This window comes from Laribacter hongkongensis DSM 14985, assembly GCF_000423285.1.
Taxonomy (GTDB): Bacteria; Pseudomonadota; Gammaproteobacteria; order Burkholderiales; family Aquaspirillaceae; genus Laribacter; species Laribacter hongkongensis.
In genome coordinates, this window is record NZ_AUHR01000005.1 from 101,043 (window position 1) to 116,388 (window position 15,346).

Below are 15,346 nucleotides of genomic sequence, written 5' to 3' on the forward strand. Positions count from 1 at the left end.
AAGAGCGGCAGGGTGCCTGCCGCTCGTGAAGCAAGGGCTGTCGGAGGGTTTACACCACGGCTTCCTGCTTGGGTTTGACCGGCTTGATCATGTGTTCGCGCTTGACGCCCAGAGCCAGGGCGATCGGGCTGGCAACCAGCACCGACGAATAGATGCCGAACACGATGCCGATGGTCAGGGCCATGGCAAAGCCGTGCAGGGCCGGGCCGCCGAACAGCAGCATTGCCAGCACCATGGTTTCGGTCGAGCCGTGGGTGATGAAAGTCCGGCTCATGGTGGCGGTAATGGCGTTGTTGATGATTTCGGCCGTGGTGTGGCCGCGCATGGCCGGCTTGCGGAAGTTTTCGCGGATACGGTCGAAGACCACCACCGATTCGTTGACCGAGTAGCCGAGCACGGCAAGGATCGCTGCCAGCACCGTCAGCGAGAATTCCCACTGGAACAGGGCAAAGCAGCCAAGGATGATGACCACGTCGTGCAGGTTGGCGATGATGGCCGATACGGCAAACCGCCATTCAAAGCGGGCCGCCAGGTAAAGGATGATGCCAAGGCAGACCATCGCCAGCGCAGTCAGGCCGTTGGTGACCAGCTCGTCACCGACCTGCGGGCCGACAAATTCGACCTTGCGCAGCTCGACCTGGTGGCCGTCTTTTTTCAGCACGGCCAGCACGTCGTTGGACAGCTGCGCCGAGGTGCGGTCCTTGATGTTGGGCAGGCGGATCAGTACGTCATGGGAGGTGCCGAGTGCCTGCACGGTGGGTTCGCCGAGCTTCAGGGTCTGGATGTCGGTGCGGATCTGTTCCAGCGGTGCGGTCTGCGCGTACTGGACTTCCATCACGGTACCGCCGGTAAATTCCACCGACAGGTTCAGGCCTTTGCTGAACAGGAAAAACACTGCCGCAATGAAGGTCAGCAGTGAAATGGACGTGGTGAGCTTGCCATAGCTCATGAACGGGATGTCGTGCTTGAGGATGTGCTTCATCCACCACGATTTCTGGCCGTTCGATTTCTGGTTTTGCGGTGCTTGCATGGGTTCCGGGTGCCTGGGGGCGGTAAGCCCATTCGAAACGAAAGGAAGAGCGGATGGTAGCACACCCGTCCGGTGCTGCCGCGTTTGCTGCGTTGCGGCAAATCTGGCGCTTGGCATCTGGCATTTGTCGCTTTATGACATAGAGTTTATGAAGGGTTCACTTTGGCGTCGTGCACAGGGATGGCTGCCGCTCTGTCGCGGTCGCTCATCATTCCGGGGATGCTGATGAAAGACGTTATTCTGGCCAGACAGCTGGCGCGGGTACTGAAACGACCGGAGCCGGTTGAGCCTGCGGCACTGGTAGCACTGCTCCGGCAAAAGGCGGATGGCCTGGACGACCCCGAACTGGCGGCCTATCTGTACGGGTTTGCCGGGCTGGTAGGCGAAAGCTGCCGGCCTTTCATTCCGGTCGTGTGTGCCGACACTGGTTATGCCTCTTGTCCGGTCCATATGCTGGATACCCCGCCGCAGTTCCATTGCCAGGTCCAGGACGACATGGTCAGGCAGCAGCGCGCCATTGCTTCCCTGTTTGAAAGTGCCCGGCAGCTGTCGCGCCAGCTGGGGCTGGGGGCGCAAACCGAAGAAGGCGGCACGCTGGACGACGTTGCCTTGCTGCTGTCCCGGCTGGTAAACACGCTTGACGATACCCGCAGCCAGCTGGTGGCGGCCGAGCATTCCTACCGCGAAGTCATCGACAGCCTGTCGGAAGTGGTCTGCCGGATCGACAGCCATGGATACTGGCAGTTCCTTAACCCCGCCTGGGAAACCGTCAGTGGTTATCCGGCCGCACTCAGTCTCGGGCACAGCTGGCTGGCCCGCTGGCATCCGGCTGACCAGGTGCAGGCGCAAATCCGGTTTGCCGACCTCATTGCCGGCGCCGTGGAGGTCTGCCGCTTCGACGTCCGCTGCATTGCCGCCGACGGCAGCCTGCGCTGGCTGTCGGTCCACCTGCGGCCCATGCACGGCAGTGACTGCCTGGTCAGTGGTTGTGTCGGTACGCTGACCGATGTGACCGAAACCCGTCTGGCAGAAGCAGAGCTGGACCGTACCCGGGGTCAGCTGGCCGATGCCGTCGACAGCCTGGATGCCGGCCTGCTGATGTTCGATGCCGAGGACCGGCTGGTGTTGTGTAACCGCAAACTGTTCGAACTCTATCCGGACTGGACGGCGCACCTGCGTCCGGGAACAACCCTGGAGTCGTTCCTGCAGGCCCAGGTCAGCCTGGGCGGACCGCAGGCAATGGGCATGAGCGAAGAAGCATTCCGCCAGTACAAGCTGGCGCAATACCGGGATGGCTGCAAAGGACAGATCGAGCTGTTTGTCCGGGGCTGGTTGCAGGTCGACAGCTCACGTACCCGCGATGGCGGCATGGTCAGCCTTCATGCCGACATCAGCGAATACAAGGCACTGGAAGCCGCCCTGCGGCTGTCGGAGGAACGTTTCAAGCTGGCGGTGGAAAGCGCCAGCCTTGGCCTCTGGGACTGGGACCTGGTGAATGGCGACATGTACGGCAGCGAACTGCTGTACCGGACGACCGGGCAGCCGCATCCGGTCGATGCTGGCGCCCGCCGCGACTGGTTTGATCTCGTGCATCCGGCCGACCTGCCGCACAGCCGGGCGGCGCTGGTGCAGCACCTCAAGCGGCAGACACCGGTTTTCGACAGTGAAATCCGCATCCGCGACCAGTCCGGGCAATACCGCTGGGTACGGGTGTGCGGACGGGTGGTAACGCGCCAGGCCAGCGGCCGGGCCTTGCGCATGATCGGTACGCTGGCCGACATCGAGGCCCGCAAGGCCAGCGAGGCTGCCATCCTGTCTGCCAAGGAGGCAGCAGAGGAAGCCAGCCGGGCCAAAAGCGACTTCTTGGCCAACATGAGCCATGAAATCCGCACGCCGATGAACGGCATCCTGGGCATGACCCGGTTGTGCCTTGCCACCGAGCTGTCCGAAGAGCAGCGCGAATATCTCGACATGGTGGATTCATCCGCCCAGCTGCTGCTGACCGTCATCAATGACATCCTGGATTTCTCCAAGATCGAGGCGGGCAAGCTTGAGTTGTCAGCAACCGATTTCAGCCTGCGCGAACTCGTGCGCGATACCTTGCAGCCGCTGGCGCTCAAGGCCGGTGAAAAAGGGCTGGAAATCCTGTGCGACATCCCCCCGTCGCTGGCCGACAGCCGGCATGCCGACGCCACCCGGTTGCGACAGGTGCTCGGCAACCTGCTCGGCAACGCCGTCAAGTTCACAGAAGTGGGCGAGGTGGAGTTGCAGGTTCGTGAACAGGCTGACGGCCTGCTGCGTTTTTCGGTACGTGATACCGGCATCGGCATCAGCCGGGAAGGGCTGGCGCAGGTATTCGAGTCGTTTTCCCAGGCCGACAGTTCGATCTCGCGCCGTTACGGCGGTACCGGACTGGGGCTGACGATTTCCAGCCGGCTGGTCGGCATGATGGGCGGCACGCTACAGGTGGAAAGCGAGGCCGGGCTTGGCTCATGCTTCCATTTTGCCGTGCCGCTGCCGCCGGGCGACATCCTGCCGGACCAGAACAACCTGCCGGTTTCTGCCCTGTATGGCGTGCCGGTGCTGGTGGTCGATGACCATCCTACCAACCGGCGGCTGATGTATGACACCCTGCGGCAGTTCGGTGCCCGTCCGGTCGTGACAGAGGGCGGAATGTCCGCCCTGCAATACCTGCACGGAGCCCAGTTGCGCGGTGAATTGCCGCAACTGGCGCTGATTGACGGTGAAATGCCGCAAATGAGCGGGATGGAACTGATGCGGCACATGCAGCATCAGGCCGCCTGGCGCGACATTGCCTGCATCATGCTGACGTCGCAGTGGGACCCGGCCATGCAGGGCGAGCTGCGGCTTCAGGGCGTGGTGCACTGCCTGCAAAAACCGGTCGAGGCCAGCCGGCTGTTGAGGGCCATGCTGGATACCTTGCACCAGAGCGGTGGCGACCTGATGAAGGGATCGCTTGACCGGACCGGTCCGGCTGCGTCCCTGCCGGCCCTGCCGCCGTTGCGGGTGTTGCTGGTCGAAGACAATCCGGTCAACCAGCGGCTTGCCAGCCGGTTGCTGGAAAAGCTCGGGCATGGCGTAACCCTGGCTTCCAACGGGCAGGAGGCGGTCGACTGGTACGGGCGCGAGCAGTTCGACATGATCATGATGGACGTGCAGATGCCGTTCATGGACGGCTTTGAGGCTACCTCTGCCATCCGGGCGCTGGAGCTGGGAGGGAGTCGCCGCCAGCCCATCATTGCAATGACTGCCCATGCCATGCGCGGAGACCGGGAGCGCTGTCTCGAAGCCGGCATGGACGGCTACGTTCCCAAACCCATCATGCTGGATGAACTGGCAGCCGAAATGCACCGGGTCTGGCTGCCGTCCGAACCGGCAGCGGGCCGGGCGGCTTTGGTGACGGGCGGGTTTGACTGCCAGACGGCCCTGGCGCGGCTGGCCGGAGACCGTGAACTGCTGGCCGAACTGGTGCAGCTGTTTGTTGCAGGCTGGCCCGGCCGGCGTGCTGCCTTGCAGGCTGCGCTGGCCCAGAAGCAGGCGGACGCATTTTCACGGATTGCCCACCAGCTCAAGGGAGAAGTGGCCAGTTTTGCCGCTGTCCGGGCCACGGATCTGGCCCGGCAGGCCGAAATGCTCGGGCGCCAGTCCCCTTCGCTTGAAGGGGCGGACAGGTTGCTGGAGGCCATTGATGCTGCTGTCAGCCAGCTGCTGGCTGGATTTGGCCATGCGGGCCTGCTGAATGATCCGCTGTCAGTTTGAGGCGTTGCGGGCCATTTCGGCAGCCAGTTCCGGAGGCAGGGTCAGCAGGCCGGCTGACAGGCCCAGGTTGACCAGCAGGGACACGGCAATGATGGCCAGCGGGGCAAAGACCAGCAGGCCACAGGCCACGCGCAGGCGCGTCATGCCGCTGAGCAGCACCAGGGCGTGCAGCAGGATCAGCAGGCTCCAGACCGACAGGGCAAACACCACGCCGTTGCCGATGTCGGCCGGCAACCAGCTGGCCAGTGGTTCGAGCAATTGCGGGGCATTGGCGAGTGCTACCAATCCCAGCAGCGAGTGCGGGGCCTGCCAGCCGGCGTGGCGCAGCCATCCTGTCATGAAAACGGCCAGGAGGCCGGTTTCCAGCCAGCTGACGGCGACAAAGAAGCCCACACGGGCTGACCAGTCCCCCTGGATCCAGCCATCGCCGGCCGCCGCCGCGATAACACCCAGCAGGGTGATCAGCAGGGCGGTTTGCCACAGGGGATACTGATAGGCTTCCAGTGGCCGGACCCGCAGGCGTGCGAGGTCCAGTGCGTCGTCAATCATGGCCTGCATCAGTCGAAGACAACCGTCTTGTTGCTATAGGACAGGACCCGGTTGTCGACGTGCCAGCGCACTGCACGCGAGAGGACGACCTTTTCCAGGTCGCGTCCGCGCTCGACCAGGTCTTCGACGCTGTCGCGGTGCGAGATGCGGGTGACTTCCTGTTCGATGATCGGACCTTCGTCGAGGTCTTCGGTGACATAGTGGCTGGTTGCGCCGATCAGCTTGACGCCACGGGCGAAGGCGCGGTGATAGGGCTTGGCACCGTCGAATGCCGGCAGGAAGCTGTGGTGGATGTTGATGACGCGGTTCGGGTAGCGTTTGACGAACTCGCCCGACAGCACCTGCATGTAGCGTGCCAGCACCATGAAATCCACGCCTGCCTCTTCCAGCAGCCGGAACTGTTCGGCTTCGGCTTCGGCCTTGTTGTCGCGGGTGACCGGAATGACATGGAAGGGGATACCGTTGAATTCGACGATGCGGCGGCAGTCTTCGTGGTTGGAGATCACCAGCGGGATGTCGCAGGCCAGTTCGCCGATGCGCCAGCGGTGCAGCAGGTCGACCAGGCAGTGTTCGTACTTTGAGACGAAGATCGCCATGCGCGGTTTGCGGCTGGACAGCGAAACATGCCAGCTCATCTGGTGCTCGTCGGCGATGGGCTGGAATGCGGCAGAGAAGCTTTCCATCGGCAGGGTAAAGCCGTCGAGGTCCCATTCAACCCGCATGAGGAACAGGTTTTCCACCTCGTCCTGATGCTGGTCGGCGTGCAGGATGTTGGCGTTGTAGGTCATCAGGAAGTTGGCGATGGCGGCGACCAGACCCTTTTTGTCCGGGCAGCTCATCAGCAGGGTGGCGGATTGGCGGTTGCTCATGTTTGAAACCAGATCTGAAGTAAGGCGCACGAGCCGCATGGAGCGGCTCGTGCGTGAAGGCAAAATGACAAGGGGGCGAGCTTACGCGTGCAGGTTGGCGGCGTCGAGCGTGTTGGCCAGCAGGGTGGCGACAGTCATCAGGCCGACTCCGCCCGGGACCGGAGTGATCCAGCTGGCGTGCTCTTTGGCTGCGTCGAAATCCACGTCGCCACACAGCTTGCCGTCTTCGAGGCGGTTGATGCCCACGTCGATGACCACGGCACCCGGCTTGACCCAGTCGCCCTTGACGAAGCGCGGGATGCCTACGGCAGCCACGATGATGTCGGCGCGCTTGACCTCTTCGGGCAGGTCGCGGGTGCGGCTGTGGCAGATGGTGACCGTGGCGCGTTCCATCAAGAGCTCCAGAGCCATCGGACGGCCGACGATGTTCGACTGGCCGATCACCACGGCGTGCTTGCCTTCCACGCTGATGCCGGCATGTTCCAGCATGATCATGACCCCGCGCGGCGTGCAGGGGCGCAGCAGCGGCATTTTGACGGCCAGACGACCCATGTTGTACGGGTGGAAGCCGTCAACGTCCTTTTTCGGATTGATGCGTTCGATCACGGTTTCCGGATTGATGTGCCTCGGCAGCGGCAGTTGCACCAGAATGCCGTCCACGTCGCTGCGGGCGTTCAGTTCATCAACCAGTGCCAGCAGGTCGGCCTCGGAGGTGGACTCGGGCAGGTCGTATGCCAGCGACTGGATACCGGCTTTTTCGCAGCCTTTTTTCTTGTTGCGGACATAAACCTCAGAAGCCGGATTGTTGCCGACCAGAATGACTGCCAGCGCAGGCGCCCGCTTGCCGGCTTCGGTGCGGGCCTTGACACCTGCGGCCACACGGTCGAGCAGGGCGGCGGAAATGGTTTTTCCATCAATCAGTTGAGCAGTCATGCGCTTGGTTCCAGTGCAAACAGAAGAAAGCGCGATTTTCGCATTTTTGTAAAAACTTTTACAGAGGGTGTTGACAGGGTAAAGGTCGATGGATATAGTGGCGACCTCTCGTTCGGCGGGGTGTAGCGCAGCCTGGTTAGCGCACCTGATTTGGGATCAGGGGGTCGTGAGTTCGAATCCCACCACCCCGACCAGGCAGACACGAACCGTGCGCCCGTAGCTCAGTTGGATAGAGCATCGGCCTTCTAAGCCGAGGGTCACAGGTTCGAATCCTGTCGGGCGCGCCAGAGTTCTGGATGCCTTAGCGAGAAACAGTTTGACCAGTGGTGGATGTAGCTCAGTTGGTAGAGTCCCGGATTGTGATTCCGGTTGTCGTGGGTTCGAGTCCCATCATCCACCCCAATAGATTCAAGCAGTTAGGCCAGCTTTCACAAGCTGGCCTTTTTGCTTTTCTGAACCGTGTAGCTACTGTGCGTAACGCTGCACGGTTTTCGTCCCTTTTTTACGGGATATTTGGCACTGCACCAGCATCACTCAATTTCCTTGTCTGGTACCTGATTTGTTTCCTGATGCGAGGTATTTGCTGGTGAACGCTGCGAGCCAGCTGGCCAGACTGGTGCACCGATCCGGTCGCTGGCTCTCTCCATGTTTGGGCTGGCTCGGGGCAGTCGGATGAAAACCTTCAAGCTGCTTACAGCTCATGCCGGTAACCTGCATCTCCATTTGCCGCTCCTCCGCGTCAGGGAAAACACCAGGTACTGATCCGGTCGGCGGGGCAGGCCAAAGCCAAATGGCATGGGCATGCCCGTCACCGGAGTGGATTCCGGTACTGGACATACGTACAGCCCGGGTATTCCCGGGCTGCTGGTGAAGCGGTATTCCTGCATGCGGGAATACCAGCAGAAAAACCTGCCGCTTATTCGTCGTGGTCGTTGAGCACAACCTGCAACAGCAAGGCCGTAATGGCCGGGTAGAAGCCGAAGCGGTCGGAAATGCTCTGGCACCGTTCGTTGAAGGCCGGCAGCCAGTCCAGCAGGTCTTGCTGCATTGCTTGTGCTGCGGGAGGATCGTTCAGGATCATCCAGGACAACAGCTCAAGCTCCATGGCCAGATGATCCATTGGCTCCCGGCAGTCGGGGTCCGTCCGCAGGTCGTGGCTGGCCATGTAGGCCGCCAGGCGATCGGCGGTAGCACCAAACAGGCGTGGGGTCGTTCCGGGCTGGTAGCACGAGGCATACAGCGGGGCACTGCTTCTGGCGTCCAGCAAAAAGCACTGGGCGTAATCCGCGGCGAGTTCCAGCTGTATGTCAGGTATGCCGGCCATGGCTTGCAGGCTGTGGCGGACTGCTTGCACTTCGCGCTCCATGCCGCCGTCGGCCAGTGCCTGCAACAGGGGATCCGCTCCGTGCCCCAGCCAGCCGGCCAGTCGGTCCTCCGGCATTTCTTCGGCGTATACCGTGGCAAACCAGGCATAGAGTGCCGCCCGCTCGCGGGCGAGCGGCACGTCCTGGTGCGACGGTTGCCCTGTGGCTGCCATCGCTGCGTGGGTCATGGTGCGGTAACCTCGGTGGGGCCACCGAACGCCGTGACTTCCGGCACCTTGCCCTTGAATTTTTCCACCTGCACGAGGCAGGTATTGGCACTGACAGCCTGCGCCAGGCTGGAGCTGGGGATGTCTGCCGTCATGGTGTTCGGGTCGCCGTAGGTATCCAGTGCGCCGATTTCCGGGCCGGTCGGGCCATACCAGGCACCTTCTTGCAGGCGGACCACGCCAGACGGGAAATCATCGGAAACCACCGCACCGACGATGGCCTGGCCACGATCGTTGAAAATCCGTACCAGATCACCGTTCCGGATGCCGCGTGCCCTGGCGTCCTGCGGGCTCATGTACAGCGGCTCGCGTCCCTTGACGGCGTAGGTCTGGCGCATCGGTTCGGAATCGCACATCTGCGAGTGCAGGCGTTTGTCCGGGTGGACCGACTGCATCCACAGCGGGTAGCGGTCGGATCTGGGACCGCCGTGCGAGCGTTCCTGTTTTTCCATCCAGACCGGGTGTCCCGGGCAGTCGGCATAGCCGTAGTTGGCGATTTTGCGGCTGAAGATTTCAATAAAGCCCGATGGCGTTCCCAGGGCATTCAGCTCGGCATCTTCACGGAATTCGGCATGCCGGACGGTCGGCTGGCCGGCGGGAAACAGGACGTAGCCTTTTTTCCAGAACTCGCCGAACGGCGGCATGGGGAATTTCCTGGCGTTTTCCTTGCGGCAGGCTTCGTAGAGGGTTTCCAGCCACTGCATTTCTTCCATGCCGCGGCAGTACTCCTTGTCACGCCCGAAACGGCGGGTAAGGTCACGGAAGATTTCAAAGTCGGGCCGCGAGTGGAACAGCGGATCGACCAGTTTTTGCATGGCGATGACACCGCGACCGCTGTACGAGCCGTAGGCGTCGATATCGTTGCGCTCGAACTGGGTGCAGGCCGGCAGCACGATGTCGGAGAAACGGCAGGTGGCGGTCCAGGTGTAATCGACGCAGACCACGGTTTCCAGCTTGCGGTAGGCCGCTTTCATCTTGTTGCGGTCCTGCTGCCGGTGCCATTGGTTGCCACCGCAGTGCACCACCATCTTGTAGGGGGGCAGCTTCACCTTGTTGCCGTTGGCGTTGATGACCTTGCTGGGTTCCAGCAGGGCATCGATCACGCGGGCGCACGGAATCACCGGGCTGTAACCCTTGTAGTTGCCGTTGGGGTATTTCGGCGTCTTGCCCGGATCGAGGTTGAGCGGGAAGGCGCCGGGCATGGCTGCGCCGGATGACGGTACGCCGATCGAGCTGTAGTGGTGGGCATAGCTCACGCCGCCGCCCGGCAGGCCGATCTGGCCCAGCATGGCGGCCAGTACGGCGCCCATCCAGTAGGGCTGTTCGCCATGCTGCTGGCGCTGGATGGCCCAGCCGAAGATCAGCTGGGTGCGGCCCTTGGCCATCAGCCGGGCCAGTTCGCGGATGCGCCCGGCCGGTACGCCGCAGATCTTTTCCGCCCATTCGGGGGTTTTGGCCGTCTTGTCGGCGCCCTGGCCCAGGAGATAGGGCAGGAATTTTTCAAATCCGAGCGTATAGGTGTCGACGAACTTCTTGTCGTACAGCTTTTCGGTGTACAGCACATGAGCCAGTGCCAGCATCAGGGGCACGTCGGTCATCGGGTTGACGTACTGGCGCTCGCAACCCAGATAGTTCTGGGTCTTGCTCTTGACCGGATCAATGCTGATGACCTTGATCTGGCGGGCTGCGATCTTGCTCTTGAGCTGGGCGAGGTAGTCGTAGGCCTCGTGGGTTTCGCAGTTCCAGCCGACCTGGAGGTTCTTGACCGGGTCACTGGCCCAGAAGATGACCGTGTTGCTGTTCTTGAGGATGATTTCCCATGACGTGCCTTGTGAATACACCTCGGTCGAGCCCAGCACGTAAGGCAGGATGACCTGGCCTGCGCCGGTGGAATAGTCGCCGGAGGTGGAAACCGACAGGCCGTGCATGCCGATGGCCCGCAGCATGTGGTTGCCGCAGCTGTGGAACTGCCCGGTCTGGCGCCAGCCGACCAGCCCGGTATGCAGAGCCCATGGACCGTGCTGTTTCTGGATGCGTTCCAGTTCGCCGTAGAAGAGGTCGAGAGCCTGATCCCAGGTCACGCGGACAAAGCGGTTGTCGCCACGCTGCGTGGTATCGCTCTTTTCGCGCTTCTTGAGCCAGTCCAGCCGCACCATAGGGTAGCGGGTGCGCGACGGGCTGTAGATCAGGCCGATGATGCCGTTGATCATTTCCGTCGGGTGCTTGTCAAACTCAAAGGGCTTGACCTCGACCACCTTGCCGCCGCTGACACGTGCGCGGATGGCGCCCCAGTGCGAGCCGGTCAGTTTCCATTCCGGCCCGGCCGTGGCGGCAGCTGCGCCTGTACCGGTGCCGGCGGCCGTGGCTGCCTGGCTTTCGCGGGACAGGAGCCAGCCCGGTCCCATCAGGGCGACTGCCGAAGCCACCGACAACCCTTTTAAAAAATCACGACGTCCGATCGGGTTCATGGCTGGCTCCTTAATGGTTGCCCTTGGCAAAATCAGAAGAATGGTTTTGCAGGTATTTGAGTACGACGGTCCGCGTGTCTTTGTCCATGCTGGTAAAGCCGACCATGCCGCCAAACAGGCCAGGCCAGGTATTGGCATCAAAGTGCGTGACGACAGGCTGTTTGTGGCAGACGCTGCAACTGGTCTGGTAGCTGTCCTTGGCCATGGACCAGATCGGGTCGATGCTGTTCAGCAGTTCGCCTTTCTTCATCCAGCCGACCATGCGGGCTTCCTGCCAGAGCAGACCGGTATTCGGGTCTTCCTTGCCGGCAGAGGCCTTGATCAATTCGGCATTCTGGGCCACTTCTTTTTCCAGCACGGCCACGGTGATGTTCTTGCCGAAGTGGCTGTACCAGACCCGGCCCAAGCCCTTGGTCTTGCGCCAGGCGGCCAGTTCGACCTGCACGGCATTGCCTTCCTGCTTGAGGATCTTCACCGGGGCAGCCACTTCGAGCTTGCCGGCAGCCTGGGTCAGTCCCTGGTCGAGATAGAAAGGTGTTGCCATCACGCTGAAGTACACTTTGCCGGTTTCGGGGCTGGCGCCGCTGGCCTGCTGGATCAGCGCGTCCAGTGCCGGGTTATGGCTGTTGCTCATGTCCGGCAGATGGTGGGCAATGCCCTTGTGACAGTCCATGCAGCTCTGGTTGCGCTGGGCGGCACCGAGCATGGCCTGCTTCGACGTTTCGCGCATCTTGTTGAAATCCATGGTGCTGTAGTCGTGGCAGGTCCGGCATTCTTTCGAGCCATTGGCACGGAAGCGCAGCCATTCGTTTTGTGCCAGGCGCAGGCGGTTGCTTTCAAAGGATTCCGGGGTGCTGATCTTGCCGGTCAGGTGCGACCAGACTTCGACGCTGGCCTTCATCTTGCGGGCCATCTTGTCGGTAAAGTCATGCGGGACGTGGCAGTCGGCGCACTTGGCCCGGACACCCGTGCGGTTGGTCCAGTGGACCGTGCCTTTCAGCTCGGTCAGGTTTTGCTGCATGGTATGGCAGCCGGTACAAAAGGCTTCGCTGTTGGTGACTTCCATGGCTTTGCTGAATGCCTGCCAGGCAACAATGCCGGCGACAAAGCCCGTGGTTACCAGAATGCCCAGGCCTATTTTTCTGGAAGGCGTGCCAAACCAGGCTATCAGGCTTTTGATGTGCTTTATCATTTTGTGCTCCCGATCATGGAATCAATGCTAAGCGCCCGGTAATCCGAGCCAGAGCATTTGCAGGCCCCATACAACGAAGCCATATGCAGCCGTGCCTCCAACCATGCATATCGGCAAAATGACAAATGCAATAACCAGCAGCTTTTTTATATCGCTTGCTGTGCGAGGTTCTTTTTGATCTCGAGTCATGACGCGGCTCCCACCAGCATGAAATTTCATCTCCATGACAAACATCTGCACGGATGTTGAAATTTTCAACTTTATGAGTGAATGAAGCCACGCTTAAGATTGTTTTAATTGATTCCAGTCAATCAGAATATTTTTTGTTATTTTTATTGTCAATGTAATTAATATTGGGTATTAAATTCTTTTGTCATTTATTTGGTGCAATGTTTGTCATTCACGTAAACCCAGGCAGGATAGTGCTGATCCTGATTTGGTTTTCCCGTGTAAAGGAAGACAAGTTGCGCATATTGAATGAACGAGGGAATGGGTAATGCCGAACAAATCATTGCTGTTTGCAAGGGATGGCTTGCGCCTGAAGGGGGGGATTCAGGAGGCTGGGGTCAGGGCTGTGGTTGGCATCCTGCACCCCAGGGCAGGAAATGAAAAAAGGCGGCCGAAGCCGCCTTTCTCAAGCTACGTCAGAAGTTCGATCAGAACTTGTGAACGAGGCCCAGAGCGAAGGTGTTTTCGTTGTCCTTCGTGTCGGTGCCCGAAACGTAGGTTGCATCATGGCTGACGTAACCGTAGGAGGCGTAGGCCATGGTGCGCTTGGACAGGGCATAGTCAACACCCAGCACGAACTGGTCGATGCTGTTGTTGGCGTAGTCTCTCTTCACGTCACCGCGGGTCACGTTGATGTCGAACACGCGAGCATACGAGAAGCGCGGAGTGAAGTTGCCCATGGTGTAAGCCACGGTCAGGGCCATTTCCTTGGCTTGGACCTTGTCACCAGCGTTGATGGAGCCATACTGGTCTGCGGAGACGTTCTGGATGCCTGCTTGGCTCATGACCGAGCCGAACAGGGTGGAGCCGTAGGTTTTGGACTGACCGTAGGCCAAGGCAACCAGCAGGTTGTTGGCAGCGTAGCCACCTTCCAGACGCCAGTAGTTGGCGCTCTTGTCACCACCGGCTCCGTCGGTATTGCCCCCGTTGGCATCACCCCAGTAGGTGTAGCCGGCGTCAACATAGTAGCCAGCGTATTCGTAGCCGGCGCCGATGTTCCACACGCTGCTGTTGCTGCGTTCGCCGCTTGCGGTGGTGTAACGGTTTTCGTCAGTACCGTACAGGACGCTGGCCTTGAAGCCGTTCAGGTTCGGGGTGTCGTAACGCACGGCATTGTCGATGCGGCCGTCCAGCAGGTTGGCCGAGGTGTAGCTCATGCCGTTCACGCCAGTACCGTAGGTCCACGGGTCAAAGCGTTCCATGCTGTCGTTCTGGTAGGTGCTCAGGCGGCCCAAGCGTACCTTACCCCAGTTGCCTTGCAGACCGACAAAGCTGTCGCGACCGGCAAACTTGTTGGCACGGTCATCGCCACCGTTCATGGTGGTGCCGTCGATGCTCAGGTACGACTCAACTTGCCAGATGGCTTTCAGACCGTTGCCGAGGTCTTCACTACCCTTGAAACCGATCTTGGAACCGGTGTCATCAACGCGGGTGTTGGTGTTGAACACGTCACCGTAGCCAAAGGTGTTGCCGGCTTCGATAGAACCTTCCAGCTGACCATAGATTTCCACGTCGGCCATGGCGGCCATCGGCAGTGCGGCGATTGCAACAGCGATGATCTTTTTCATTTTGCTCATCCTTAAGTTTTTACTGAAAGCCGGCTAGTCCGGCATCGACTACGGCTCCGTATCGATAGGACGAACAATATGGAAAGTGACTTGCCTGAAGCAATTGTAAGTCATTGACAGACGGGTTGTATTTATTCAATAAACATAATAAAAATCTAATGCAATGTTTTTAAAGGGTAAATTTACATTGACCATATGTTGCTAATTAGCAACAGAAAAACTGAATATTCTTCTGGCCTATGCCATAAAAGCTTGAATTCTTTAATGGCATTTTCTATATGGGATTCTTTGTTTCGGTTGACGGATGTGATGTTTATGTGTTTGGCATTTTAGTGTGGTGTTGTGATTCATCGGAATGATGCACACATGGTTCTGCCGTCCCTCTGTCCGGCTGCCGGAGTGGTCGTTGCCATGACAAACCGACACCAATGATTTTGCCTTTGTCATTCACGGAAGACGTATCTTCACGTCCATCGATGCGCATGTGACGGGAAAAGCCATGAAGCTGTATCCGCTGTTTTTGCTGCTGGCCGGACTGACAGTCCTGACACCGGGGCCGGGTGTCCTGATGACCCTGACCAACGCCATGCGATACGGCTTGCGCAGCACGTTCGGCGGCATTCTGGGCGTGGCATGCGGCGCATTGCTGGTGGCGTTGCTGGCATCAACCAGTCTGGGTGTGCTGCTGGCAACTTCGGCCGTGGGCTTTACCTTGCTCAAACTGCTGGGCGCTGCCTATCTGGTTTATCTCGGGATCAGGTTGCGGACACCACCGTTCGTGTTCCACTAACTTGCCTTGCACCAGGCCAGTTTCCGCAGGCGGTTTGTCGAGGGCATGTCACTTCAGCTGACCAATCCCAAAGTGATCATTTTTTTCCTGTCGATCCTGCCGCAGTTCATTGATCCGGCGGCTGATTACCGCTGGCAGTTCTGCCTGCTGGTGGCGAGTTACGGCGTACTGGTGCTGTTGATCCATACCGTCTACGCCCTGGGGGCCGGACGGGCACGCCTGTGGCTGGCATCGGAGCGTGGCGGACGCTGGGTCCGGCGCCTGGGGGGATCCGTGTTTGTCGGATTCGGCGTAGCGCTGGCCGGTGCCCGGCAATAGGGCGCTTGACTGTCCACGGCAGTTTTCCCG

Annotated in this window: 10 protein-coding genes, 3 tRNA genes and 1 pseudogene; 5 read left to right on the top strand and 9 right to left on the bottom strand. The window is 60.2% G+C overall.

Features of this window, described 5'->3' with window-relative positions; translation table 11 throughout:
- Nucleotides 1-49: 49 nt before the first annotated feature.
- A complete protein-coding gene (gene secF, locus G542_RS0106285) occupies nucleotides 50-982 on the bottom strand; it encodes a protein translocase subunit SecF (protein WP_027823679.1) in 933 nt (310 codons plus the stop codon).
- 273 nt (nucleotides 983-1,255) lie between these two features.
- Here secF and G542_RS16135 point away from each other — a divergent pair, with 273 nt between their 5' ends.
- On the top strand, nucleotides 1,256-4,810 hold the full coding sequence (locus tag G542_RS16135) for a response regulator (RefSeq protein ID WP_162142339.1): 3,555 nt from the start codon (nucleotides 1,256-1,258) through the stop codon (nucleotides 4,808-4,810).
- Here G542_RS16135 and G542_RS16140 read toward each other — a convergent pair.
- The 3 genes from G542_RS16140 to folD form a co-directional block, all read right to left on the bottom strand.
- Nucleotides 4,802-5,359, bottom strand: coding sequence for a hypothetical protein (locus G542_RS16140; RefSeq protein WP_155826622.1), 558 nt, complete (start codon nucleotides 5,357-5,359; stop codon nucleotides 4,802-4,804). The genes G542_RS16135 and G542_RS16140 overlap by 9 nt on opposite strands.
- 8 nt (nucleotides 5,360-5,367) lie before the next feature.
- Nucleotides 5,368-6,228 (bottom strand): formyltetrahydrofolate deformylase, encoded by an 861-nt coding sequence (gene purU, locus G542_RS0106300; RefSeq protein WP_027823680.1) that lies wholly within the window; start codon nucleotides 6,226-6,228, stop codon nucleotides 5,368-5,370.
- Nucleotides 6,229-6,309: 81 nt separating this feature from the next.
- Entirely contained in the window at nucleotides 6,310-7,161 is an 852-nt protein-coding gene (gene folD / locus G542_RS0106305; protein ID WP_012696501.1) for a bifunctional methylenetetrahydrofolate dehydrogenase/methenyltetrahydrofolate cyclohydrolase FolD, read from the bottom strand.
- A 116-nt stretch (nucleotides 7,162-7,277) separates the two neighbouring features.
- Between folD and G542_RS0106310 the strand changes: the two genes are divergently transcribed.
- From G542_RS0106310 to G542_RS0106320, 3 genes are all read left to right on the top strand, one after another.
- Nucleotides 7,278-7,355: transfer RNA gene (locus G542_RS0106310), tRNA-Pro, on the top strand.
- Between the two features lie 16 nt (nucleotides 7,356-7,371).
- Nucleotides 7,372-7,448, top strand: a tRNA-Arg gene (locus tag G542_RS0106315).
- A gap of 39 nt (nucleotides 7,449-7,487) precedes the next feature.
- Nucleotides 7,488-7,563, top strand: a tRNA-His gene (locus G542_RS0106320).
- Between the two features lie 514 nt (nucleotides 7,564-8,077).
- On the opposite strand, the gene torD is transcribed toward G542_RS0106320, so the two are convergent.
- From torD to G542_RS0106345, 5 genes are all read right to left on the bottom strand, one after another.
- Nucleotides 8,078-8,713 carry a molecular chaperone TorD gene (torD, locus tag G542_RS16145; RefSeq protein WP_051189946.1) on the bottom strand — a complete coding sequence of 212 codons (636 nt, stop codon included), beginning with the start codon at nucleotides 8,711-8,713 and terminating at the stop codon, nucleotides 8,078-8,080.
- The gene (gene torA, locus G542_RS0106330; protein ID WP_027823681.1) at nucleotides 8,710-11,220 is read right to left on the bottom strand and encodes a trimethylamine-N-oxide reductase TorA; all 2,511 of its coding nucleotides are present in this window, start codon (nucleotides 11,218-11,220) and stop codon (nucleotides 8,710-8,712) included. Before torA ends, torD begins: the two co-directional genes overlap by 4 nt.
- 10 nt (nucleotides 11,221-11,230) lie before the next feature.
- Entirely contained in the window at nucleotides 11,231-12,412 is a 1,182-nt protein-coding gene (torC, locus tag G542_RS0106335) for a pentaheme c-type cytochrome TorC (protein WP_027823682.1), read from the bottom strand.
- A 27-nt stretch (nucleotides 12,413-12,439) separates the two neighbouring features.
- Nucleotides 12,440-12,601, bottom strand: coding sequence for a periplasmic nitrate reductase, NapE protein (locus tag G542_RS16150; protein ID WP_101929056.1), 162 nt, complete (start codon nucleotides 12,599-12,601; stop codon nucleotides 12,440-12,442).
- Nucleotides 12,602-13,068: 467 nt separating this feature from the next.
- Nucleotides 13,069-14,208, bottom strand: coding sequence for a porin (locus G542_RS0106345; protein WP_027823683.1), 1,140 nt, complete (start codon nucleotides 14,206-14,208; stop codon nucleotides 13,069-13,071).
- 499 nt (nucleotides 14,209-14,707) lie between these two features.
- Here G542_RS0106345 and G542_RS16155 point away from each other — a divergent pair.
- Nucleotides 14,708-15,316 (top strand): annotated as a pseudogene (locus G542_RS16155) (LysE family translocator).
- The last annotated feature ends 30 nt before the right edge of the window (nucleotides 15,317-15,346 follow it).

What these genes read in the sequence shown, in the direction of transcription:
- torC (WP_027823682.1), bottom strand. Translation starts at nt 12,412, where the DNA reads ATGATAAAGCACATCAAAAGCCTGATAGCCTGGTTTGGCACGCCTTCC.
- G542_RS0106345 (WP_027823683.1), bottom strand. Translation starts at nt 14,208, where the DNA reads ATGAAAAAGATCATCGCTGTTGCAATCGCCGCACTGCCGATGGCCGCC.
- torD (WP_051189946.1), bottom strand. Translation starts at nt 8,713, where the DNA reads ATGACCCACGCAGCGATGGCAGCCACAGGGCAACCGTCGCACCAGGAC.
- purU (WP_027823680.1), bottom strand. Translation starts at nt 6,228, where the DNA reads ATGAGCAACCGCCAATCCGCCACCCTGCTGATGAGCTGCCCGGACAAA.
- folD (WP_012696501.1), bottom strand. Translation starts at nt 7,161, where the DNA reads ATGACTGCTCAACTGATTGATGGAAAAACCATTTCCGCCGCCCTGCTC.
- torA (WP_027823681.1), bottom strand. Translation starts at nt 11,220, where the DNA reads ATGAACCCGATCGGACGTCGTGATTTTTTAAAAGGGTTGTCGGTGGCT.
- G542_RS16135 (WP_162142339.1), top strand. Translation starts at nt 1,256, where the DNA reads ATGAAAGACGTTATTCTGGCCAGACAGCTGGCGCGGGTACTGAAACGA.
- G542_RS16150 (WP_101929056.1), bottom strand. Translation starts at nt 12,601, where the DNA reads ATGACTCGAGATCAAAAAGAACCTCGCACAGCAAGCGATATAAAAAAG.
- G542_RS16140 (WP_155826622.1), bottom strand. Translation starts at nt 5,359, where the DNA reads ATGATTGACGACGCACTGGACCTCGCACGCCTGCGGGTCCGGCCACTG.
- secF (WP_027823679.1), bottom strand. Translation starts at nt 982, where the DNA reads ATGAAGCACATCCTCAAGCACGACATCCCGTTCATGAGCTATGGCAAG.